This window comes from Colwellia sp. Bg11-28, assembly GCF_002836245.1.
GTDB classification, from domain to species: domain Bacteria; phylum Pseudomonadota; class Gammaproteobacteria; order Enterobacterales; family Alteromonadaceae; genus Colwellia; species Colwellia psychrerythraea_A.
Genome location: NZ_PJBA01000004.1, coordinates 1 through 23,226, shown reverse-complemented (window position 1 = coordinate 23,226; position 23,226 = coordinate 1). Strand labels below are relative to the sequence as shown.

At 37.1% G+C, this 23,226-nt stretch carries 16 protein-coding genes; 7 read left to right on the top strand and 9 right to left on the bottom strand.

Translation table 11 applies throughout. The features are described 5' to 3' along the window. Nucleotides 1-32: 32 nt before the first annotated feature. The 6 genes from CXF79_RS03920 to CXF79_RS03890 all read right to left on the bottom strand — a co-directional run bounded on the left by CXF79_RS03920 (nucleotide 33) and on the right by CXF79_RS03890 (nucleotide 10,486). Nucleotides 33-1,805: an alpha-L-fucosidase gene (locus CXF79_RS03920; RefSeq protein WP_101154045.1), complete on the bottom strand. Its 1,773-nt coding sequence runs from the start codon at nucleotides 1,803-1,805 to the stop codon at nucleotides 33-35. A gap of 668 nt (nucleotides 1,806-2,473) precedes the next feature. Next, on the bottom strand, nucleotides 2,474-4,564 hold the full coding sequence (locus tag CXF79_RS03915) for an alginate lyase family protein (protein WP_101154044.1): 2,091 nt from the start codon (nucleotides 4,562-4,564) through the stop codon (nucleotides 2,474-2,476). A gap of 249 nt (nucleotides 4,565-4,813) precedes the next feature. Then, nucleotides 4,814-7,738 carry a TonB-dependent receptor gene (locus tag CXF79_RS03910; RefSeq protein ID WP_101154043.1) on the bottom strand — a complete coding sequence of 975 codons (2,925 nt, stop codon included), beginning with the start codon at nucleotides 7,736-7,738 and terminating at the stop codon, nucleotides 4,814-4,816. 819 nt (nucleotides 7,739-8,557) lie between these two features. After that, nucleotides 8,558-8,746 carry a hypothetical protein gene (locus CXF79_RS03900; RefSeq protein ID WP_101154041.1) on the bottom strand — a complete coding sequence of 63 codons (189 nt, stop codon included), beginning with the start codon at nucleotides 8,744-8,746 and terminating at the stop codon, nucleotides 8,558-8,560. A gap of 94 nt (nucleotides 8,747-8,840) precedes the next feature. After that, nucleotides 8,841-9,005, bottom strand: a complete 165-nt coding sequence (locus CXF79_RS23905) for a sulfatase-like hydrolase/transferase (RefSeq protein ID WP_101154040.1) — start codon at nucleotides 9,003-9,005, stop codon at nucleotides 8,841-8,843. Nucleotides 9,006-9,163: 158 nt separating this feature from the next. Further along, entirely contained in the window at nucleotides 9,164-10,486 is a 1,323-nt protein-coding gene (locus tag CXF79_RS03890; protein ID WP_101154039.1) for a sugar MFS transporter, read from the bottom strand. Between the two features lie 192 nt (nucleotides 10,487-10,678). On the opposite strand from CXF79_RS03890, the gene agaR reads away from it, so the two are divergent. From agaR to CXF79_RS03860, 6 genes are all read left to right on the top strand, one after another. Then, nucleotides 10,679-11,452 carry a transcriptional repressor AgaR gene (agaR, locus tag CXF79_RS03885; protein WP_101154038.1) on the top strand — a complete coding sequence of 258 codons (774 nt, stop codon included), beginning with the start codon at nucleotides 10,679-10,681 and terminating at the stop codon, nucleotides 11,450-11,452. A 47-nt stretch (nucleotides 11,453-11,499) separates the two neighbouring features. After that, nucleotides 11,500-12,780, top strand: coding sequence for a D-tagatose-bisphosphate aldolase, class II, non-catalytic subunit (locus tag CXF79_RS03880; RefSeq protein ID WP_101154037.1), 1,281 nt, complete (start codon nucleotides 11,500-11,502; stop codon nucleotides 12,778-12,780). A gap of 62 nt (nucleotides 12,781-12,842) precedes the next feature. Then, nucleotides 12,843-13,967, top strand: coding sequence for an SIS domain-containing protein (locus tag CXF79_RS03875; RefSeq protein ID WP_101154036.1), 1,125 nt, complete (start codon nucleotides 12,843-12,845; stop codon nucleotides 13,965-13,967). An 11-nt stretch (nucleotides 13,968-13,978) separates the two neighbouring features. After that, on the top strand, nucleotides 13,979-14,923 hold the full coding sequence (locus CXF79_RS03870) for an ROK family protein (protein ID WP_101154035.1): 945 nt from the start codon (nucleotides 13,979-13,981) through the stop codon (nucleotides 14,921-14,923). Further along, on the top strand, nucleotides 14,910-16,103 hold the full coding sequence (nagA, locus tag CXF79_RS03865) for an N-acetylglucosamine-6-phosphate deacetylase (RefSeq protein WP_101154034.1): 1,194 nt from the start codon (nucleotides 14,910-14,912) through the stop codon (nucleotides 16,101-16,103). The genes CXF79_RS03870 and nagA overlap by 14 nt, the downstream gene beginning before the upstream one ends. Nucleotides 16,104-16,494: 391 nt before the next feature. After that, complete coding sequence (locus CXF79_RS03860) at nucleotides 16,495-16,830, top strand: HipA N-terminal domain-containing protein (RefSeq protein WP_033093170.1); 336 nt, start codon at nucleotides 16,495-16,497, stop codon at nucleotides 16,828-16,830. A gap of 635 nt (nucleotides 16,831-17,465) precedes the next feature. Here the strand turns inward: CXF79_RS03860 and CXF79_RS03855 are convergent. Beyond that, nucleotides 17,466-17,657 (bottom strand): hypothetical protein, encoded by a 192-nt coding sequence (locus CXF79_RS03855; protein ID WP_101154033.1) that lies wholly within the window; start codon nucleotides 17,655-17,657, stop codon nucleotides 17,466-17,468. Between the two features lie 284 nt (nucleotides 17,658-17,941). Between CXF79_RS03855 and CXF79_RS03850 the strand changes: the two genes are divergently transcribed. Further along, nucleotides 17,942-18,421, top strand: a complete 480-nt coding sequence (locus CXF79_RS03850; RefSeq protein WP_101154032.1) for a hypothetical protein — start codon at nucleotides 17,942-17,944, stop codon at nucleotides 18,419-18,421. A gap of 1,258 nt (nucleotides 18,422-19,679) precedes the next feature. Here CXF79_RS03850 and CXF79_RS03845 read toward each other — a convergent pair. Further along, nucleotides 19,680-20,828, bottom strand: a complete 1,149-nt coding sequence (locus tag CXF79_RS03845) for an OmpA family protein (RefSeq protein ID WP_101154031.1) — start codon at nucleotides 20,826-20,828, stop codon at nucleotides 19,680-19,682. Continuing rightward, nucleotides 20,825-23,226 (bottom strand): Ig-like domain-containing protein (locus CXF79_RS03840; RefSeq protein WP_198560032.1); only part of this gene is annotated, 2,402 nt, incomplete at its 5' end. The genes CXF79_RS03840 and CXF79_RS03845, both read right to left, overlap by 4 nt.

The window sequence follows — 23,226 nt, the reverse complement described above, 5'->3', positions numbered from 1 at the left end:
ACCTGCTCACCTTAGTTATTTTCAAATCGTTTTTAGTTATTAAGGCGAGTTAGTCCCACTTTGTATAACTTAAACGACGACAAGCTATCACCAAACGCTTTAAATTTAAATACCAACTGTTCATGGCTCTGATCTATTTTAATAGGACGAGTAAACGAAACGGTTTGTTTGCCACCAGACATATTACAAGGAAACTCTTTACTTACAGAACCGCTCAAACTCCAGTCTTCTAATTGCGTTTTGAATTCACCTATACCTGCAAGTCCTTTGCCTTGGCAAGCGTAGGTAACATTGACTTGGTAATACCCCTTAATGGAGCCATATGGATACCACCATAATTCACTTTCAAAATTAGCCGATTCACGTTTAAAACCTTGCTTAGTAATATCAATAAAATTTGAGACACTATTAGATTGCCAATCAAACGTCATTTCTGGACTACGAAAACGTGCTGCCCATCCAAATAGGTCTATTAATTTTGGTTGAATTGAATGATGCTGATTTGCTGCTATTTTTACTTGATTATCAGCCAGTGACAACTCAATAACATCAACATGATCACGTAAACCAACTTGAGGTAAAGTAATAGTTACTTGCTCTCCTTGCTGTTTATAATTTAATTTTCCATAACCAAGCAAACGAGCACTTTTTACGCTATTTTTTAAACCTGATAACTTAAATTCACTATCACTTTGACGTAGTAAATGCACATACAATTTTCCCTTTTTCGTCGTACAACGCCAATCAACATTGTGATAATAAAATGGACAAGCATCAGTACCATAAATAGCTTCACCATTAATTTTCATCCAGCGGCCAATCTCCTTTAATATTATTTTGCTTGGCTCAGGTACTACACCATCACCCGTTGGGCCTATATTTAATAAATAATTACCACCTTTTGATACTATATCCACTAATTTAGCGAGTAAGTCTTTTGGATCTCGCCAGAAATGATCATCCTTTTTATAACCCCATGAATGATTAATAGTTGCAGGCACTTCCCATTTCTTATTCGGCCAAACTTGTAAAGGGATAGCATTATCACCCGTTTGCTCAAAGTCGCCCAAACCATGGCCAATGCGGCTATTAATCAACGCTTGCGGTTGTAGTTGGGTCACTCTATTGCGTAACGAAGAAGCTTGCTGTTTTGATAATAGACCTGGAGTGTCAAACCATATCAAGCCTAAATCACCATAATTTTTTAATATTTCATCAATTTGAGGTAAGGCTTTATTGTCAATATAAACTTGAGGCTGACGTTTACTTGCATCAAAATCCCAATCATTACCACGTGCATTAGGATCAGCCCAATCCTGATCTTGTGAATAGTAAAAGCCAAACTTTATATCACGTTTACGCGCTTCATTGGCTAACGCCACCATAGGATCTTTGCCGTAGGCTGTACGTTCGACTATATTATAATCTGATACTTTACTGTTATACATAGCAAAGCCGTCATGATGTTTTGACGTTATCACCATGTATTTCATCCCTGCATCCTGAGCCAATTGTGCCCAATCTTCAGCACTATAGTGTTTTCCAGTAAAGTCATTTGCTAATTTCGCATAATTATTTACAGGAATTTTCATCCTATTTTGGATCCATTCAGAAATACCACGTATTTTTTTACCTTGGTATTCGCCGCCTGCAACAGAATAAATTCCCCAATGAATAAACATACCAAACTTACGCTGATCATAATCAATTAATGCTGCTTTATTAGTCTCATTTGCCATCAGCGAACTGCCAAATATAGGGCTAAGCCCTAAAATGACCAATGCACTTTTACAAAAGTTATTCATCTATATTTCCTTAATTATAATTTAACGGGTGATGAGTTTATTTCTACGCTACCAAACTTTGTTAGCAATAATTTCAATCAATCGTTATATGACATCATACAACATGACAATAACAAGTACCTGATATTAAAGTCCAGGGGATTTTCTGTGAAAATATTAATAGGAAGTATATCTTGTTGAAAAATATGCTTATATAAAGCCAAAGCGAGATAACTCTACGCTACTAAAGCGTGAATTATTATTGAGGAGCTAGGCTTAGTCTAATTGATCAACTCATAGTTACAATAGCGATCATAGAGCAAGAAATAAGCAGGGATGTTAATCCTCTCGGTCTTACACCATACTCTTTTATATACCCGTAACCATTCGAAATACATGTTTCAGTGGGAGAAACAAAACGATTTAGGCACAGGTTATACGTTCCAAACATAACCTAAGTACCTACATCCGTGTAAGCAAGGTATTTGTACTATGGAATGGTGGTTCCTTTTCAATTCCATAACGACGTATAAATCGTTTTTAGCCTCATCAAAGAAACGCTTGATCAACATCACTGCAAAGGTACGTCTTGTATTGAAATTACTCAAGCGCTCTGAAACAGGCATATTAATTAGTAACGGGTAAAAGTCTCTAAATTCCCTATTTAGGATTTCAGTAACAATCAAACGCTAATCTTTAATAATTTCAGTGGTCATATTCGTCTCATTTTTAGTAATTAACACCACCTCACCTCTAACGACAACGTCGTTAACGACTAAAAATGGGTTCGCTGGCGCTGAAGAATTATGCACAACTAAGAGGGTATATTCATTTTTCTGATCTGAAATTTGAATTGCTTCAGCATCTGCGCTCGATACCTTTTCACCTTTTAACGTATACACGGGAATGAGTTTGGCTACTATTTTTTGAGCCGGAGTAAAATGTAATAAGGTAATTAAAGAGGTGAATCCCTCACTTTTAATCGATAGCTCAGCGCGCTTTGCTATAACTTTAGTATTGTATTCCGGTGAATACCAAGAATCTTTCAACGATATGTTGACAGGTTTCAATGGCGTTATATTAAGGTCACCATTTTTATATGTTGTTAATACAGTATTATTCTCTTGTTTTACGAGTGTATTTGGAAAATTAAAATTTTGTTGATAAGTGTGTACTGAATTAGATGAGAAGCTATCAATAAGTAGCCAAGTAGAAGGTTTTAAAAATAACATTCTACGTTTAGCAAGCACGGGGCTTGGTAAGCGTAAATAAGCAATATTCTCTGCCTCAGCATAGTCGTAGTTTGCTGCTAGTTGTGTAAATACCCCTTGTGATCTGGCTTCAAAACTATTTGTCCAGGCATCTTGGTAAATAGAATTATTTTTATTATCAACCTCAATACCATTGTGGCTTTGACTACTTTTAAAATAGTCTCGCCATGGACCATCAACATAAGTATAACGCCCAGAATCAACTAAATAATCCCGTTGATTTGCAAACAGGCTAAAATGAAAAATATTATCATGTCCATGCCCACCGCCTAGTTTTTTTAAATGTAAACTGGCATAAGCTGCATCTTCCTGCCAAGAGCTTCTCATAAAAAGATCTCCAGCACTTTCCATATAAGCAGAAAGGTACTTAGGCGGCTTCGCTGCTAAATTTTGCAAACGCTCAGCTCCTTTTTCTGCAAAAATCAAATAATTTTCTAGATCAATTTCACTATATGCCCGTGACTTAATTTCACTATCGTTAAAGAGTAAAGCTGCAAAGGTTAGTATATCGCGGGTATCTGTATCATCACTATCGCCTAACAAAGGTTGATGATAATTAGGTTTTTGCCATTGAATATTTGCTTGTGCCATTAATAAGGTTCGTTTAACTATGGCATCGGTTAGTGGGTAGTTCATCCGTTTCGCCGTTAAAATAACATTCATATAACTTTGAAAAACATGATTATGATACATAGGAGACTGCTCCCAATGAGAGCCATCTTCAAGTACTTGCAACTGTATCATTTCATCTAACTTTGCAACGGCTGACTTAACCCACTGCGAAGACATAGCGTTATTATCTAAAAACTGACTTAAATAAAATAACCCCGTAAATTCAATAACTCCCCAATTGCTTGTTTTCGAGAATAGGCTGTATTGTGAATTCAAGTAATGTGCATGTTGATTGAGTGAAATCATCATTTTTTTAAACAATTTCGGTGTCATTACTGGTGAGTGTTTAAAGTACTCAAAAGCTTTTATCCAGTTCTCAGCTCTAAAACCTGCTTCTATACGGCGCCAAGAGCTTTGCTTCATAGTATCATTTAAAGGGTTTTGATCTATCCAATGCTCTAATTGCTTAGCAAATGTTTGAGCATATTTTTCGTCACTGGTAAATAAATAGGCTTTACCGAGATCTAACCAATAATGATGCCTATTAAGCATAAACGTCCACTCGGGGTCATCCCATGGTTGAGCTTGCCAATTTATTTCATTGGAAAAAGTATAAGGTTTAGCTGTTTTCTCCATATCCCATGAATGCCGAAATATAAATGTATTTCTTTGCAGGCGGTCAGCTGCATCAATAATACTTTGTATCTCTTGATTAAATTTTGCTTTAGTCAGAGATATATCATATTGCTTAACTTTTAAAAATAGATTTGGCTTTTGTTTATATTGAGCTAACGTCGAATTGAGCCCAGTTGTAACCTGATGCTTATAAATATCTGCATGTGATGCAGCAACATTAAACATGAGTATTGTAATTAATAAATAAATTTTTCGTAACATAGTGCTCTCCAATACAACAACTTATGATGTTATGACTGGTTATACTTAACCACCATAGCTTAAAGACTAGAGTTTAAATCAATTTCTTTAGATAATTTAAATACTAAAAACAAATCATCTTACGTAACATCCAAGAGGATATTTTCTCTTAATTTGACTTAGTTCAGAATAAAACTAAAAAGGCTTAACAAATATTTTGTTAAGCCTTTTTTAAAATTAATTACGACTAAGACAAAATAGAAATTCTATTTAAAATGTCGCCCGAACACCAAGTGAGTATCTTGTGCCAGTGTCAGTAATACTTAAAATATTGCTTTTACGAAGAGTATACTCTAATGGATCTTCACCAGTCAGGTTGATAACTTCAGCAAAAACAACAAGGTTATCACTTATATCATAACTTACTGATGCATCAACTTGACCATAATCATCAATAGACTTAGAAGCACTTATACCACCGATAGCAGTATCAACACAGTAGCTACACGTTGTATAGCCTTCACGCCAGTTGTACGCTATACGAGCTTGTAAAGGTCCTTTTTCATAGAAACCAATAATATTGTACGAACTTTCAGATAAACCGTGTAAGTTAACTCTTGACTCACTAACAGAGTCTGCTGCACCTGTGGTATCTAACATGGTGTAGTTAGCTTGTATACCAAAACCACTATCAAAGTTATGTAACATCGCAAGTTCTAAACCAGAAACTTTCGCTGATTCGGCGTTAAATGGTGATGTTTGTTGAAAGACTCTATCAACGTTTTGAATAGGATCAGGTAGAGTAACGTTTTGTGTTTCTGTTGTAATCCAATCAGTTAAATCTTTGCGGAAATAAGTACCGCCAACATAACTTTCAGGCGCATAATACCACTCTAACGCTAAATCTATATTGGTTGATGTGAATGGTTTCAAATCACTGTTCTTGGATGCAATTTTACCTTCAAAACCATCTTCTTCTAAGAAGGGAACAACAGTAATTTTACTAGCCGCAGTTAAGTCTTCTAATGGTGGTCTAGTTAATGACTTAGAATAAGCAAAACGAGCGACCAAATCATCATTGATATTATACTTAATATTGAGGCTTGGTAATAACTTAGTATAACTACCTTCTGAGTGTATATCACCTTTGTCTCCCTCGATAAGTTTCTCGGTTAATATATCATTACCAGCAGTAATGCGATGAGTTCCAAGAAATTCTTGACCGGCAGAAATAGCAGAAGTATTGGTTTTAACATAACGCAAACCAATGTTAGCTGACCATGCATCGCCCGCTAAATTAGCTTCTACATATGCAGCAAAGGTTTCTTCGTTAACTTGCCATTTTCTATCAGCTCGTGAATCAGCTATTTTGTTATAAAGGCCAAGATTACCTTCTGTTGGCGTTGAGGACAAGTAGCCATTAATGCTGTCTATTTTATCAGTAACCGCAGTATCTGCCGCAGTTTGTGCTTCTTCTAAAGAAGCATAGTCAGTACCACCATTTTCATAATCATTGATAATTTGGTCACCAATAAAGCTTGCGCTTTCTATTGCTGCAGGGCTATTAAAGTAATCAAATAGAGCGGCTGTATCCCAATCGAACCAACTACTGACAAAACCACCTTTATCGTGATCTTCTAAAAAGTCCAGCTGCGCTGTTTTAAATAGTGATGCTGGTATGGGGAAATTACCAAAAACTTTAGCCGCTGCAGTCCAACGTGATTGAGTAAGTGATTTATTTTTTTGTCTATCAGAGTAGTATAGTCCTGATCTAATGGAGGTTAAATAATCAGTTCCTTCAAATTCCCATTCAGTGTCAAGGCGAGCTTCAGTAATGTCATCTTTACTAGCTGGAGAAAAGTAATAAAGGTTACCTGCCCTAAAACTTGAGGGATCACCATTAAAAGCATTATCATTTGACCAACTAAATGAACTACCTGTGTTTTCAAAATGAACATCAGTTAAGCTAGGTGCTGATACTGTTTGAAGAGGATTGTTTTCTGAACTACCTTTTGCGGTTGAACTTTGTATATCAATTATTGCAGTAAAATTATCCGTTACTAACCAATCAATAGTAAGGCCGACCATGGTTGTAGTACTAACACGGTTTCTAGCATTAGCATGTATACTATTACCTTGACCACGGTCTAGTTTTATACCATTTTCATATTGTTTAAAAACACCAGGAGCAACGACTTCACGTCCCGCTGGGCGGTCAAAAGAAGTGACTGTACCAAAATCATCAAATCTTGCATTATAAATTGGGCTGACACCATAGCTGTTTGATAATGTTTTATTATTTTTAATGGCCGTTAATTCAGAATATAAACCATCGGCTGTAACTAAAACATTATCGGCTGCTTGCCATTGACCAACTAAAGTAGCACCAATACGCTCACGATCTGATCTTTCTACAATTTGTTGCGCACCTGTTGGACGAAGGTGGCTTACTGATGATAGAGTATCTGAGCCTTCTGGGCCTGTGTATGTTCTATCTAAAGGGGCTGTTTTATAGCCATTAATCTTAGCTTTATCTAGTCGGGAATCACGTTGCTGATAAGCAAATGAGGCTAAAACACCAAAGTCCTCATCAAAGTTTTGGCTTACTAAGGCAGAAATAAAAGGGTTAGTGCTTTCTGCTAGCGTGTCATAAACACCTTTTACTGATGCAACTGCGTTAAACCCCTCATAGGAAAAAGGTTTAGCCGTTTTGACGTTAACTGTACCGCCTAAACCACCCTCAAGGGTGTCAGCACGCAATGTTTTATAAACATCAGCACCACTAATTAGCTCAGAAGCAACTAAATCAAATGAAAAACCACGTTGATCATTATCTGATGGCATAGTACGGCCATTAAACAAAACGTTGTTAAAGTTTGGGCCGAAACCACGAATAGAGATTTGCTGACCTTCACCTGATTCTCCACGGTCTATTGTCACCCCCGTAATACGTTGTAATGATTCTGCAACGTTTTGATCTGGAAATTTACCGATATCTTCTGCTGATATACCATCAACAATATTATCAGCTGAGCGCTTATCAAATAATGAACGGACTAAGCTACCTTTAATGCCAGTAACTGTAATAACTTCGACATCATCTACTTTCTCTTTCAGTGCTTCTTCTGCAACAACGGATAGGCTTGTTATAGCCGTAAGTATTGCTAAAGTTAAGCTACTCATTTTAATATTCATATTGTTCACCCTCTACTCTTAAAGTTTCAGTTTATGTTTTATGCAGTGCTAAAGCTCAAACTTCAGAGTATCTAGTCTCAATCTGCAACATTTTTTGTATTTGGTAATTAATACAACTTGTCAGTTGTCATACAACCATACAAGATGAATAGAAGATGTACAATGTTTTCCTACAAATACTTTCATAATATAGATTTGATTAAGTACTTCATATTGTATGTAGTGAATTTTCAAGTAAAAGTAGAAAACACTATGCTGACGATAATAACCTGAAAAATAGGTATAAAATATCCATCGTGGTTTGATAAGCTTAAAAAAAAGGATGTTTTGAAGTCATATTAAACGATAAAATAACTTGCTATATCTCGTAATATTTTCTATTTTAAATAAATTGAAATGGTCTAATCTTCGCCAGTTACCCGGTTCACAGGCCATTGAACATTCATAGTTAATAGCTCTTTTTTTAACTTAACAGCTAAAGATTTTAGCTTATTGGGGAAGCTTTCAGCCAAATTAAACTGCTCACTTAAGTCATTATCCTAATCGTACAATAGCCATGACCGGCTGTTATACAGATAAATAATTTTTCAATTATTCATACGTAAAGCACTATGTGGGTCATAATCTGGCCCATCAGGCCCACATATGTGGAGATAATGAAATACAACTGGCCGTTGAACATTAAGCATTGTATCACACCACAACTGACGAAAATCAATACTATCAAGCTGATGATCTGCAAGAATACTTCTTTCTCCCTGCGCCACAGCCAGCAAAGTAGGAAAGAGATCTTCTATCATTACTTGTTGGTTTGACACTTTATTGATCTCGATGATTATCAGCTTGAGGTTTAGCCCAAGTAACAATGTAAGGCACACACGTTCCTTTTTCATATGTCGAGTCTTTACCTGAATTTAACGGCTGATTATGGCTGTTAAACTCTGTACCTCGTGGTGCGGTTTCTCTTTTATGCCCAGATAAACCGCCATTGTCAGAAGTAAAAACCACCAAGGTATTCCCTGCGCCCCCAAATCATCAAGGTGATTCATTAACGCACCTAAGCTGTCATCTATTACCTTCAACTAAGAAAGTAAAGTTTTCTTCAACCTCGGGTCCCCGAATGATCTCTATCTGGTAGTTTTGTCCAATTGCTAACATGATGACATGTTGGATTTTGCCCTGTCATAAGAGAAACACAACTCGGCGAACATGTAATATGTGAATAGGCTCGGGTAAATTTAACACCTTGATGAGCCAGTGCTTCCATATTTGGTGTTCTAAAGTGTTTATTTGCTGGCACTTCATCTTCTGATAAACAAGAGGCGTATATTGCCAGCCCATATCATCAACCAAAAACAGTAAAACAGAATAATAAACAGCTAAATGTTGTTACTTTAAGTGTGTTAATCATCTTACTATCTAACATTACTTAGTCCACGATTTAATTTTATGCCCATGTAATGCATACCATAAAATAATCAAATAACAGGGCAGCATGATCCAATAGGCACTTTGTGAATTACCACTTGATTCAACTAAGTAGCCATAAATCATCGGCATAAGTGCGCCACCGGAAATACCCATTATAAGTAGAGCCGAGCCCGTACTGGTATGTTTTCCTAAACCATCTAATGCCATCGGCCATATTGCTGGCCAAACTAAAGCATTAGCAAAACCTAATAATGCAACATACAGCACCACATTAGGTATCTCAGGGACACCTGTCCAAGAAAATAAATTTTGCCAAACATCTGCACTTTCAACCGATGATGTTAATAAGAGAATTGTTAAAATAATACCTAACGCTCCAGATAGCGCCAAAGCTGTTTCTTGGCTAATAAAGCGAGGAATAACCGCCATACCCGTTAGGTATGCCACGACCATAAAAGCCATTGTATAAGAGGTAAGTTGACCAAAATTAGTTACGCCCATCTCTTGACCAAATAACCCGATGGTATCACCAGCAATTACTTCAACACCGATATAAAAAAACAAAGTTAACGCACCAAAGATCAACTGCGGAAAACGTAAAATAGCCCATTTATCATCACTGTCGTCTTTATCATCTTCAAGTACAGGCTCTGGCAGAGGGGAGAATTTAATCATAACAGCCAATATTGCAAGCATAATAGCCATAACGATATATGGCATAACCAAGCGACTAGATAAATCTAAAAGTGCAGCATTTCGTTCCACTTCATCTAACATCGCTAAGCGAGTTTCATCAAACTGAGAAATATCACTCAAGACGAAAGCAGTAAAAACAATCGGCGCAATAATACCTGCACTCTTATTGAGTAATCCCATAATACTAATTCGTACTGCTGCGGTTTCTTTTGGGCCAAGTAATACAATATATGGGTTAGCCGCGGTTTGTAGCATAGTTAAGCCAGAAGCAAGAATAAAAAGCGCCAATAAAAATACGCTATACATCCGTGCTTGGGCGGCAGGAATAAATATCACCGCACCAATCGCCATCACCAACAAACCGTATACCATGCCATTTTTATAACCTACGCGCTTTAACACCGCTGCTACGGGCAAAGCCATAATAGTGTATGCAATGTAGAATGCCATAGTCACTAAATACGCTTCCATATGGTTAAGTTCACAAGCAATTTTTAGAAATGGTATTAACGAACCATTTAGCCAAGTAACAAAACCAAAAACAAAAAATAGCCCCCCTACTATTACCATAGGAATAAAACTCGATTGCTTTGAGTTATTTTTTTCAATTGCTGTACTCATAGTTGTCCCCATTACTGTTAATTACGATAAAAACAAATCATTACCGACTTCTGCAGCTTAAAATTGAGTTGATAGTGATTTCGAAAGTTTCATTTTTAAATAGAAAGCCTTTCAAACTTTCAAATCATCTGTTAGCATGTTATCAGATAACATGACAAGATTACAATATTAAGTATCAAAAAGAGACATTTTATGATCAGTACTATTGAAAGGCACAGTCAAATTGTTCAGCAAGTAGAAGAAATGGGCAAAGTATCCGTTGATGCGTTATCGCACCAATACGATGTATCTACTGTAACCATTCGCAATGATCTCAATAATCTAGATAAAAGAGGCTTGATTGTTCGTTTTCATGGTGGTGCTACGGTGAGTAACGGCTTAACTAAAGAGTTATCAATCTCGCAAAAGCATCACCAGCACAACCACATTAAGCAATTACTTGCACAAGCCACAGCAAAATTGGTTAATGATCGAGAGTCTATAATTCTTGATTCAGGCTCAACCACTGAGGAAGTTGCTTTAAGTCTATATTCTCATAAACAACTTAAGGTGATGACAAACGGCCTTAATGTCGCAGCTAAATTGGCTGAAAACAATAATATTGAAGTGATGGTGACTGGCGGTACTTTGCGACAAAAATCATTGTCCTTTTTCGACGCTAAGGCAGAAGAAAGTTTAACCAACCTCCACTTTGACAAAGTAATTCTTGGTGTTGATGGCTTTGATTTAGAAGCAGGTATTACAACGCACTTTAGCCAAGAAGCCAGTTTAAATAGATTAATGTGCAATATTTCCTCAGAAATTATCGCCGTAACTGATTCGTCCAAATTCGGCAAACGAGGCTGTCACATTATTAGTGCCTACAACAAAATCACCACTTTAGTTACCGATAGCGGCATACCTGATGATTATGCTGAAAAACTAACCAAAGCAGGTGTGCAATTGTGCATTGTTAACGAAGCGTAACTTCTTCGACATTGCTCCATACAAGTTAACAACAAGAGAACTCCAATATGAATGAAATAATAGCAGTCATTAATGCTAACCGTAATGGTGAAAAGAAAGGCATTTATGCAATATGCTCTGCACATCCTTTAGTTATTGAGGCCGCAATAGAGCAGGCTCTTCAAGACGATACCCCTGTACTCATAGAAGCAACCGCTAATCAAGTAAACCAATTCGGTGGTTATACTGGCATGCTACCCGCTGACTTTTTAGAGTTTATAGGAAAAATAGCTGACAGCAAGGGTTACCCTAGGGAGCGTATTATTCCGGGAGGTGATCATCTGGGCCCAGTCTGTTGGGTTGATGAACCTGCTTCTCAGGCTATGGAAAAAGCTGAGGCATTAATAAAGACTTATGTTGCTGCTGGTTTTAAAAAAATTCACTTAGATACCAGCATGGCTTGTGCTGATGATCCGACATGTTTACCCGATGAAATAGTTGCTCAACGTGCTGCTCTGCTTTGTGATGTCGCAGAAAAAACTGCCATTGATACTTTCGGAAAATCAGATTTAGTTTATGTCGTTGGTACTGAAGTACCACCACCGGGTGGTGCTACAGAAGAAATAGAAACATTAGAATTAACACCAGTTTCACGTGTTAAACAAACCATTCAATTACATCAAGATGCTTTTAACAAACTCGATTTAAGTGACGCTTGGCAGCGCGTTATTGGCTTGGTCGTTCAACCTGGTGTTGAATTTGACCATACTAGTATCATTGATTATCAATCAGAAAAATCACAAGCATTAAAAGAGTACATTAGTGAAGTACCTAACATTGCTTATGAAGCACATTCTTCTGATTATCAAAATGATGAAGCTTATGTTTCATTAATTAAAGATCACTTTGCCATTTTAAAAGTAGGCCCTCAATTAACACTGGCATTGCGTGAAGCACTTTTTGCTTTGTCATATATAGAAGAAGAACTTATTCCGGTAGAGCAACGATCTTTTTTACGCGATGTTTGTGAACAAGAAATGTTAGAAGCCCCAAAAAATTGGCAACGTTTTTACCCAGTACCTGCCAGCAAAGGTACTTTATACCGTCGATTTAGTTACAGTGATCGTATTCGCTATTATTGGCATATGCCTCGTATTCAAGCTGCCGTTGAATGCTTATTTAATAATTTAAACCAACGATCGATCCCTTTGCCGTTAATTAGCCAATTTTTACCTGAGCAATATCGCGCAATACGAAACGAAGTATTATCGACAACACCGCAAGCCTTAGTGAAAGCGAAAATAAAACAAGTAACCGAGTCTTATGCCAAAGCCTGTTGGAAACAATAACACATCGTTTGTTTAGTATTTATTTTTTTAATCACCATAAATTTTGTAACTTAGGAAAAACCATGTCAGCATATTTAACGTACAGTGAAGACTTTTTAAAAGAACACAATGGCTATTGGACAGCAAGAGAAATCAGCCAGCAACCACGTATTTGGCGAGAAGCTGCCGAAAACGTAAAAAATGAAAATAGCGCTATTCAAGCGTGGTTATTACCTTTATTAGCGAATACTAACTTACGTATTATCTTAACAGGCGCTGGTACTTCAGCTTATGTTGGTAATGCTATTGCTCCTCATTTAAGCACAAAAACAGGTCGTTTATTTGAAGCAATCAGTACTACTGATTTAGTAAGTAACCCGCTACAGTACCTAATTAAAGATATTCCTACATTAGTTGTATCTTACGGCCGTTCAGGCAATAGCCCTGAAAGTGTTGCCGCTGTTAAATTAGTTGATCAAGTCGTAGATGACAGTTACCACCTAATTTTAACGTGTAACCCTGAAGGTGAATTAGCCGTAAATGCTAAAACACAAGACAATGTATATTCGATAATTATGCCTGAAGGTACATTAGATCAAAGTTTTGCTATGACAAGTAGCTTTTCTTCAATGCTAGTTTCGACCCTTTCTATTTTTGCACCAGAGGCAAGTCAACTTGAGTTAGCTGCTCAAGCAACTGAAAATTTATTGAGCAACGGTATTGAAAAATTAAAAGCTCAAGCGAAAAAGCCAACTGAACGTTTAGTATTTTTAGGTGCTGGTGGGTTTCAAGGTATCGCCAAAGAAGCAGCACTAAAGTGTTTAGAATTAACTGCTGGTCAAGTTCTCAGTTACTTTGAAAGTCCATTAGGTTTTAGACATGGACCAAAATCACTTATGGACGCTACGACAGAAGTGGTTATTTTCGCTTCAAGTAATGATTACACCAAATTATATGATGCTGATTTAATAGCAGAGCTTAAACGTGATGATCAGGCCCTTGATATAACCATATTAAGTGCAGAAACTTTTAATCAAAAGCAAGATATTGAAGACGTTTGGGCAGGCCTACCTTATATCGTTTATTGCCAAATACTCGCCTTTTACAAATCGATTGACGCTGATATTACGCCTGATAATCCATGCCCTACTGGCGAAGTGAATCGTGTAGTTCAAGGGGTTACACTTTACGCACTCAAGCAACAATAGAGGTTGTAGCTATGTTACCAACAACTAAGAAAATAAATTATCCTGTTCATTACGGTATCGACATAGGTGGTACAAAAATTGAGATAGGGATATTTTCTTCAGACCTTGAATTGCTAGACAAATGGCGCATTAAAACACCAACAACTTGTTATGATGAATTCTTAAAAGCGATTCAATATTTAATTCTAGACGCCGATGAACGTAGTGCTCAACAAGGTAGTATTGGTATTGGCATGCCCGGTATTATTGACAACGAAAATAAGGTGAAATCAGCCAATGTCCCTTGCGCAACAGGGAAATTCATCATTCAAGATTTAAAGAACTTACTCGACCGAGAATTCGCTGTCGCCAACGATTGTCGCTTATTCGCACTATCTGAATGTATTGGTGGTGCGGGTGACAAGCAAGCCATCGTTTATGGTGCAATAATAGGAACAGGCGCTGGTGGTGGGCTATGTATTAATCGCAAACTATTGAAAACCGTTAATAATGTTGCTGGTGAATATGGCCATGTTGCTGCTTCTGGCATGTTATTACAGCGATATAACTTGCCAGTGAAAACCTGTGGTTGTGGGTTGTCTGGTTGTATAGAAAGTTATATCGCCGGTCCAGGTCTTGGTTGGCTATATAAGTTCTTTGGTGGCAATAATGAAAGTACCACAGAATTTGTTGCACAATTACGTTTGGAAAACCCGATTGCGGAGCAAACATTTACTTGTTACATGGACTTATTGGGATCATCATTTGCCTCATTAGTACTATCTTATGATCCACATGTCATTGTTGTTGGTGGTGGCCTTTCAAAAATTGATGAGATCATCGCAGGCTTGCCCAAAGCAATCGAGCAACACCTATTTAACGGAGTAAACGCTCCCCCCATTAAACGTGCGGTATTTGGCGATGCTAGTGGCGTACGTGGCGCTGCAATTTTAGGAAAACAAAATGAAACTTCCTGAGCAATATTACATACAGGCTAAACAAGTATTTAGCCAAGATGCCATTTTAGATGATCATTATGTTTTAATTGAAAATGGCATAATCAAATCAATTGATAAAGCTGCTGAAAAATCATTACCTGTTATTTCATTAGATCAGTGTAAGTTACTACCGGGCTTTCTTGATTTGCATATTCATGGCCGTGAAGGATGCGACATCATGGATGCCAAACGAGATTCAATTGAAACTATTTCTTCTTCATTGGCAAAACATGGTGTCGTTGGTTTTCTTGGTACAACAGTTACCTCTACTTGGGAAAATACCTTAGCTGCATTTACAGCTATTGGTGAGGCGTATCATAACCAACCGAGTGGCGCGCAGGTATTAGGGGCCTATAACGAGGGGTTGTTTTTCACCGAAGATCATAAAGGTGCTCATGATGAAAAGTACTTTTTACCGCTAAGTAAAGAAAATATAGATGCCATTATTGAAGCTTCCCAAGGCGCTTTAAAAGTTGTTGCCTTAGCTCCTGAATTGTCCGACTCTGAAGCTATCATTAAATATCTAACCGCCAATGGTGTTAAAGCTATGCTTGGCCATACTAATGCCAATTATCAACAGGCCTGTGACGCATTACATTCTGGTGCTTGCGGTGGTGTGCATGTATTTAATGGCATGAAAGGCATTCATCATCGCGACCCTGGCTGTGCTGGCGCTGTACTATTAGAGAAAGATGCTTATGTCGAAGTGATTGCTGATGGTGTTCATCTTCATCCCGCCATTTTACAATTGATTTATCGAATGAAAGGCGCTAATAAAATGGGCTTGATCAGTGACTGTATTGTTGCTGGAGGTATGAAAGACGGTACTTACAAATTAGGCATGTTAGACGTTAACGTATTTAATGGTGTTGCTCGCACTGAGAGTGGTTCGTTAGCGGGTAGTACCTTAACCCTTGAAAAAGCAGTTAAAAATATAATTAATTTAGCTAATATCCCACCTTTAGAAGCTGTACATATGGCCAGTTTGATCCCATCCGAATTTTTAGGTGTCAGTGATACATTGGGCAGTATTTCTGTAGGAAAAAGAGCATGTCTGACAATTGTTGATAGCCAGTTTAATGTTATGGCAACACTTATCGATGGCATGGCTGTTTATTTAAATGAAAAAGTTAAAAATAAGTTTAATATTAATGTCTAATAAATGGAAAGACATTAAATTGGGATTGTTTCTATTAACCAGTAAACAGGTTTATCAAAATTTCTATCTCGGCTTGTACCCCAAACCGCCATAGAAACCTCGAAACAGGTGACTAAATTAACAATGCCACAACATATACCTATTTATTGCTATTCAAATTTTAAAACTTTAAATTGATAAAACGAAGTATAAGAAAAGTTATTATATATTTTGATGATTTTTGTCGTCTTTGTGATAATAGTGAATATTGGCAAAGCGATTCAGTCTTATTATTCGTCGCATATCATTATTTATGACAAAGTTATTTATTGGCTTTATAGTAATACAGCTAACTTTTTTTGGAAAAATAAACAAGATTTAAAGCTGTCGTGAAATTATTTGGAGAATAGTTATGTCGCACGTCAACCGTAAAGCTAAAATATTTGTTAATGGCGTTTTATCTGGTACTTTGGAAGAGCGAATAAATGAAAAAGTAAGTGCCTTTGTATTTCAATACGCGATTGATTACCTTAAGGATGGCTCACCTATTGGCTTCCATTTTCCATTAACAGGTACGCCTTATGAGTTTAATGAATTACCGCCTTTTTTTTCGAATCTAGCGAGTGAGGGCTGGTTAAAAGAAATTCAATGTAAACAAGGAGGAGTAGATCGAGACGATATTTTTGGTTTATTACTAGCAAATGGTAAAGAGCTTATTGGTGCCTTATCTATAGTTCCCGATTATTGAACACCACTTGGCTCAGCCGTAACTTAGTTAAACTCTATTTTTAGCTAATAAAAGCAGATAAGCTAATTTGGAGTGAACTCAAATCTGAACTGACATTTTTCAATATTGTTTAGGCCTACCCTACAGTTGATTAGGTAAACTCATGCCACTAGACGTTCTAAATTAGTCTGAAAATCTATGGGGCTAAGTGCCCCATAACGAGATAGCTTGCCTTTGGAGAATAGAAATATCTTATCTCTATAGGAGTGCCAACAGTTATATTTTCTAGCTCTAGGCTTGACTTGTATCTGTTTATTTCAGGGACAATGATATGAGCTAAGCTCAAAGGGTGGTATGAATATTAATAAACGGGTTATTAGTCTAGTTTTGGACCGACCATAAGTTACTCCTAGATCTGGTTTACTTTAATATTTTTACTCAGAATAAACATATTCCCATTATTTGTCTAATTAAGTTTTTTATTTGCCATGAAAAACCTAGAATTGCTTTGTGCCCCTTTGCGCCATAGAAATTTGTGAAATAAAAAGTTTTCTAGGCTATACACTCTATTGCGCAATCGCCCTGAGCGCCATAGAAAGGTAACAATTTATTGCACTTAAAAGTTGATACTAAGTGCAAATTTCAATATTGCCCTTTTAGCCACCTTTTACTGCGCGTTTTTCAAGTTTTCTCCTGTATTTCTTGGGAGAAAACTCTTCTGTATTTCCTTTCATAACATCAAAAATATCTTCTGATATTATTGCACCAATTGCATGAATAGTTTCATGCCGATTTAACCCTTGCCTTGTAAGTTTTGCAATTGTTTCAAGAATTAAATCCCCCCCCATGTAAGCTTACAGGGAACGGCACCTAGCTGCGTTCAACATTCCATGGTTATAAAATATTATATTTTTGCAACCTTTTAACATTAATATCGTATATATGGTTAGACTTATAAATTTTATTGAAAGTCCTCTATCATAAATAAAATGATTTAGCGTGTGAGAATATTAAACTTTAAATTCGTAATTATTTTGCACGATGAATACATTATATTTAAACGAATAAACTAAGACTAGCGCAGACTCTACAGCTAAATATACTAATACTCAGTATTTAAATTGGTTATTGGTTGAAAGTAGGTTTTGGCAAACATCTTCTTTTTTCAATCATGGGTAATGATATAATGACACCAATAACTGATACACTAATAACTGATACACTAATAACTGATACACTAATAACTGATACACTAATAACTGATATTAGGAAAGTAAAAGAGTTCTCAGATAACAATTTAGTGCATTTTGATATTCTAATGAACCTGCGCCGTGATTGTAGTTATCCACATCAATGGGTATTAAAGCGCTATTTGAATATTCAACCAGGTATCAGAATGATATACGTCGTTGAGAAAAAACAATCAAAAAAAACTAAATACTTGATATGTATACAATATTTACCGAATCTTATTATTGAAGAACAGCTACTAAAACGTATTCAACATGAATTTGGTTTTAATTCAAAGAGTGTATACCTTTCATTTTATGATAATGTTGAATACTTAAAATGTAAGGATAATGAATTATTGCTAAATTTAAAAATTCATTAAGTCTTTGCTTTCCCACCAAATCGCCGATTGAAACGACAGTAGAAAGCACCTGTAGTGGTCAACTAATTTTACCACGGATTTGTATTCAACCCAGTACCTTTTCTCTGACTCATTTGGTGTTAATCCACTGTTATAGATGTGAGGCCTAACCTGGCAGTAATATCCAATAATATAGTTAACAACTGCATTTTCAGTTTCAATAAATGAACAATAATCTGTTGTTGGTACCCATTATGTTTTTAAACTCTAAAGAAAAGCTCCATCGGACTATTGTCCCAACAATTATCAGATCGACTCATGCTTTGTTCTATCTGGTAGCGCCACAACAACTGCGGTAGTTTCGACTCGTATAGGCACTGCCTTGATCTAAGTGAAACATTACGACTTTGGGTTGCTCTTAATTCAATGCCATCGTTAATGCTTTCGATGCTAACTTCGTATCAGACGAATTAGACATTGCCCAACCAACTGGCTTACGTGCAACTAAATCCATAAGCGCCAGATAAGCCCACCGATTTCCTGCCAAAATAAACGTGATATCACCACAAAAAAATCGAACTTGGTCCGGTTGAGTTACTGAAAATTGACGTTCAAGTGTATTATATATCGCAGTATGCCCCTGCTTGCTTTATTATATTAATGATTTGGAAGCTGATAGTTCACTAAGCCTTCCACTTTCCTTAAACGAGTTGCTACATAACGACTCAATGGAAAATTTCTAGTAGTAGCAATACCTGCAATTGTTCTAGTACCAGGAGAGCTATTACTTTCTGCGTAAATGCTTTTTACCATAGATAACGCCTCAACCTCTTCAGATTTAATGCTTCTCCCTTGCTTTGCCCTATATTTATAGTTCCTGCGATGAATCTCGAATACCTCACAGCAACGTTTAACAGTATGAGTCACTTTAAGGGCTTTAATTATAGTGAGCTGTTCAGCGAGTCCGACATCAAGAGAGACATTGTAGCCTTTGTTAGAATTTCCTTTTCCTCATCGATACGTGTAATACGCTTTTTTAGTTCACCAATTTCAAGTTGGCCTGGTGTAAATTGGGGCTTGCTCTTCTTTTCAGAGTGTCACCTAAAGTTTGATAAGGTGCGTGATAACATCTCTAATTAGGTGGCCAAATATACCATGCCATACAAACTAAAAAAGCGTTAAGGTAACTTGGTTAACTAGTATTATCCATGGATAATTCAAATGTTAGCCAAATAACCTTAACGCCTATAATCAAGAGTTCTTACTCTATTTTAAATAATTAAATTTTCTCTTCAACGATATTTATCACTTTAAATACAACCCGACGATTTAACGCTCTACCTTTACTCGTTTTATTAGAAGCAACAGGCATCAGTTCTCCATACCATTTTAACGTAAATCTATCTTTATCAATTCCTTTTTTAATTAAATAGTTGCTTATAGATTTGGCCCTATGCTCAGATAACCACAAATTGTAGGCTGACGTAAAGACACTATCTGTATGTCCCTGAATATCCAGTTGTATCATAGGATATTTTATTAATGCTTCTACGACTTTGTCTAAAGCGGCAAACGAATTAGTATTTAGTAAAGTAGAATTTGTTGTAAAGGTTACGTTTCTTAAGATACCCTGAAATACTGCGCAGCCCTTACTATTTACTTGGATACCGACCGGAGTATCTGAGCAAAGATCCTGTGAGTTTTGGACCCCGTCACGATCTGAATCAACCTTAGTCACTAAAGTGGGTTTTAATCTAACTTTCAAAGGCTTAACTACTTCAAGTGGACTTCCAAATCTATATACTACAGATAAACTGATAAAAGCTGCATCGCGATCAAAAGACTCAATATCTCCCTGCAACATCCAGTTATCGGCAAACGCATACTCTAGCCCTGTACCTAACGCTAATTGAGCCTTGCTTTCTTTTTTAAACTGAATAAATGCGCCATCAGTAGAGTTACTGATCGCAGAGATACCAGCCTTAAAATAAAAGTTAAAAGGCATGTCAACATTGAACCACCGATCAAACGGCACATAATAACCTGCATATAAGGTTGATACATTGTAGTTAATTCCATTTTGCCCCAAATTAGGATTTATGTTTTGATATTTCACCTTGCCCAAATCAACAAATTGCAACTCTCCGAACCAGTCTTCAGAAAAACGGAAACCGCCAAAAACTTTATACCCTATATCATTTTGGCCTGATTCAAACCAGTTAGTATCATTTTCATTAGGATCAAGATATGAAACTCCAGCACCTAAACCAATGTAAAAACAAGGATCCAACTTACTCTCCTTCAAAGACATATCGTTGTAGTATCGACATTGCCACTGATCTTCAGCCGCAGAACCGAATGCGGACATCAATGTAATAACGATCACCAATAAACTTTTTAGATGTCTATTAATAATAAAATTCTTCATGCTTTCATTTTCCTTCTAATTAGTAACAAGCCCATTAATATTAATAATTGTATGTGAAATGACCCTGCCCCTTTAACAGCAGTACTAACTTCGCCTTCGGCTTCTAGACGCTCAACAGTACCATTATTGTTATAATCTTCATTTTCTAGACCATCTGGTATTTTGTCATTGTCACTATCTACCTCTAGAAAATTAAATATACCGTCACCATCCGTATCAATTAATGGCACTGCATCATCATCACTACCATCACCATTAACATCAACACCCAGTGTTTGGTCAACGTCATAAGCATCATCTAAGCCGTCACCATCCGTGTCCTCATTTGTTAACGGTATATTTGACGTTTCTTCATTGTCTGTCACGCCATCGTTATCGCTATCAAGATCCAGATAATCAAAAATCAAGTCAGCGTCGGTATCCACCGGTTCAAACGCATCATCAAACCCGTCATTGTTCACATCCAACCCTCCGGTAAACGAGATATCCATAACATCATCAATACCGTTACCGTCGCTATCGCCAATAAACACTGGTATTTGAGCTTCGACATAATCACTAATTCCATCATTATCACTGTCGATATCCAAACGGTCTGGAATGCCATCTTTGTCCGTATCGCCTTCGCCTTCAAAGATATCACTGATGCCATCGTTATCATCGTCAGGATCAAACTCGTCAGAAATCCCATCACCATCGGTATCTATGCTCTTCAGGCCATAGGTGTTCACCGCAGTATCAACGGTGTCGTCAATGCCATCATTATCCTTATCGTTTATAACATCGACTTGACCATCGTTATTACTATCAAAGTTGCCATTTTCTGTGCCTTCAATATCAAATGTGCCGTCATCGTCGCTATCCACTTCGAGATAATCTGCAATACCATCATTATCAGCATCGGGCAGCGGCAATGACGTTAAGGTATAATTATCAACTAAGCCGTCACCATTAAAATCAATCTCACCCGACTCATTTATATCTGGGATGGTATCGTTATCCGAATCCAAATCCCGATAGTCAGCTGAGTTATCTTGGTCATTATTTGGTAAACTGTCTTCGACAATACCGTCATTATTGTCATCCGTGCCTTGTGCATTATCACTATCAAAATGATTATCAATTCCGTCACCATCATCATCAATTCCTGAGCTTTGCCCCTCAATTTCATCACTTAGGCCATCATCATCACTATCAGTATCTTGATAATCAGGTCTGCCATCTCCGTCGGTGTCAAGCGGTATTACAGCATCATCGATACCGTCATTATTTCTGTCATTACCACCTGTGATGTTAATGTCATACGTATCATCAATGCCGTCACCATCACTGTCTGAACTAGTTGTTGCTTCCAGCGTATCTGGAATACCATCATTATCCGAATCCAGATCGAGGTAATCACCATGATCGTCGTCATCAGAATTCAGCGCTGAAGCAGCATCATCAATGCCATCACCATTTATATCGTTACCTCCAATAATGTCGATATCGTAGCTATCATCGATACCATCGCTATCAGTATCAATTCCACTACTACCCGATTCGATAATATCCGGTACGCCATCACCATCACTGTCAGGATCAAGGTAATTAGGATGAGTATCAGGGGTAAATTCACTATCATTATCACCTTCAACCACATCAGGAAGACTATCATTATCACTATCAATATCAGCATGGTTAGGTATACCATCCTGATCATAATCGAATACCGGGTCCAGTGGTTCACCGTTATCACAAACGCCTATACCCGCTAGCACATCGATACAAGCAGCTGCCGTGCCATCTCCCTTATCATCGGCATCAAGGTAATCGGGTATGCCATCATTATCATTATCGCCGTAAGGGTCATTGCCTGAGTCTTCGGTATCATCGTAAATACCATCATTGTCACTGTCCAAATCGTGTTCAATCGCATCAGGACTAATATCTCCATCAGTATTCTTAAAATCGTTGATGTCAAATGGATCGGTGTTTTCCGCTATTTCTATGGTGTCAAATACACCATCACCATCTGAGTCCAATGGAATAAAGGTAACTGAGGAGGTTTTACCCGTGGATAAACCAGGTAAACTTTCGTTCGATATACTAAGTCCACTCAAGGTAAAACCAACATCAAATGTCTCTACCTTTAAATTGGCCATGCTAATATATACCTGACCATTAATATCAGTCTGAGTCGCTACATCACCTATGATTGAAGCTCTTGTGTTATTTAATGATATCGAAACTTGTGTATTGATTATTAGGTTATTGTGATCATCAAGTACAGTAATCCTTATTACATTAACCTCTCTCCCATTGGCCGCAGCATTATTGATTATGGTTTCAATAATAGACTCACTACGACTCGCTTCGCCCGCTATTAAATTAATAACTGCTCTATCAAAAATAACCA

Bases quoted from the DNA above. Each gene is read 5' to 3' on its own strand.
- CXF79_RS03920 (WP_101154045.1), bottom strand. From the start codon at position 1,805: ATGAATAACTTTTGTAAAAGTGCATTGGTCATTTTAGGGCTTAGCCCT.
- CXF79_RS03915 (WP_101154044.1), bottom strand. From the start codon at position 4,564: ATGTTACGAAAAATTTATTTATTAATTACAATACTCATGTTTAATGTT.
- CXF79_RS03910 (WP_101154043.1), bottom strand. From the start codon at position 7,738: ATGAATATTAAAATGAGTAGCTTAACTTTAGCAATACTTACGGCTATA.
- CXF79_RS23905 (WP_101154040.1), bottom strand. From the start codon at position 9,005: ATGGAAGCACTGGCTCATCAAGGTGTTAAATTTACCCGAGCCTATTCA.
- CXF79_RS03890 (WP_101154039.1), bottom strand. From the start codon at position 10,486: ATGAGTACAGCAATTGAAAAAAATAACTCAAAGCAATCGAGTTTTATT.
- agaR (WP_101154038.1), top strand. From the start codon at position 10,679: ATGATCAGTACTATTGAAAGGCACAGTCAAATTGTTCAGCAAGTAGAA.
- CXF79_RS03880 (WP_101154037.1), top strand. From the start codon at position 11,500: ATGAATGAAATAATAGCAGTCATTAATGCTAACCGTAATGGTGAAAAG.
- CXF79_RS03875 (WP_101154036.1), top strand. From the start codon at position 12,843: ATGTCAGCATATTTAACGTACAGTGAAGACTTTTTAAAAGAACACAAT.
- CXF79_RS03870 (WP_101154035.1), top strand. From the start codon at position 13,979: ATGTTACCAACAACTAAGAAAATAAATTATCCTGTTCATTACGGTATC.
- nagA (WP_101154034.1), top strand. From the start codon at position 14,910: ATGAAACTTCCTGAGCAATATTACATACAGGCTAAACAAGTATTTAGC.
- CXF79_RS03860 (WP_033093170.1), top strand. From the start codon at position 16,495: ATGTCGCACGTCAACCGTAAAGCTAAAATATTTGTTAATGGCGTTTTA.
- CXF79_RS03855 (WP_101154033.1), bottom strand. From the start codon at position 17,657: ATGGGGGGGGATTTAATTCTTGAAACAATTGCAAAACTTACAAGGCAA.
- CXF79_RS03845 (WP_101154031.1), bottom strand. From the start codon at position 20,828: ATGAAGAATTTTATTATTAATAGACATCTAAAAAGTTTATTGGTGATC.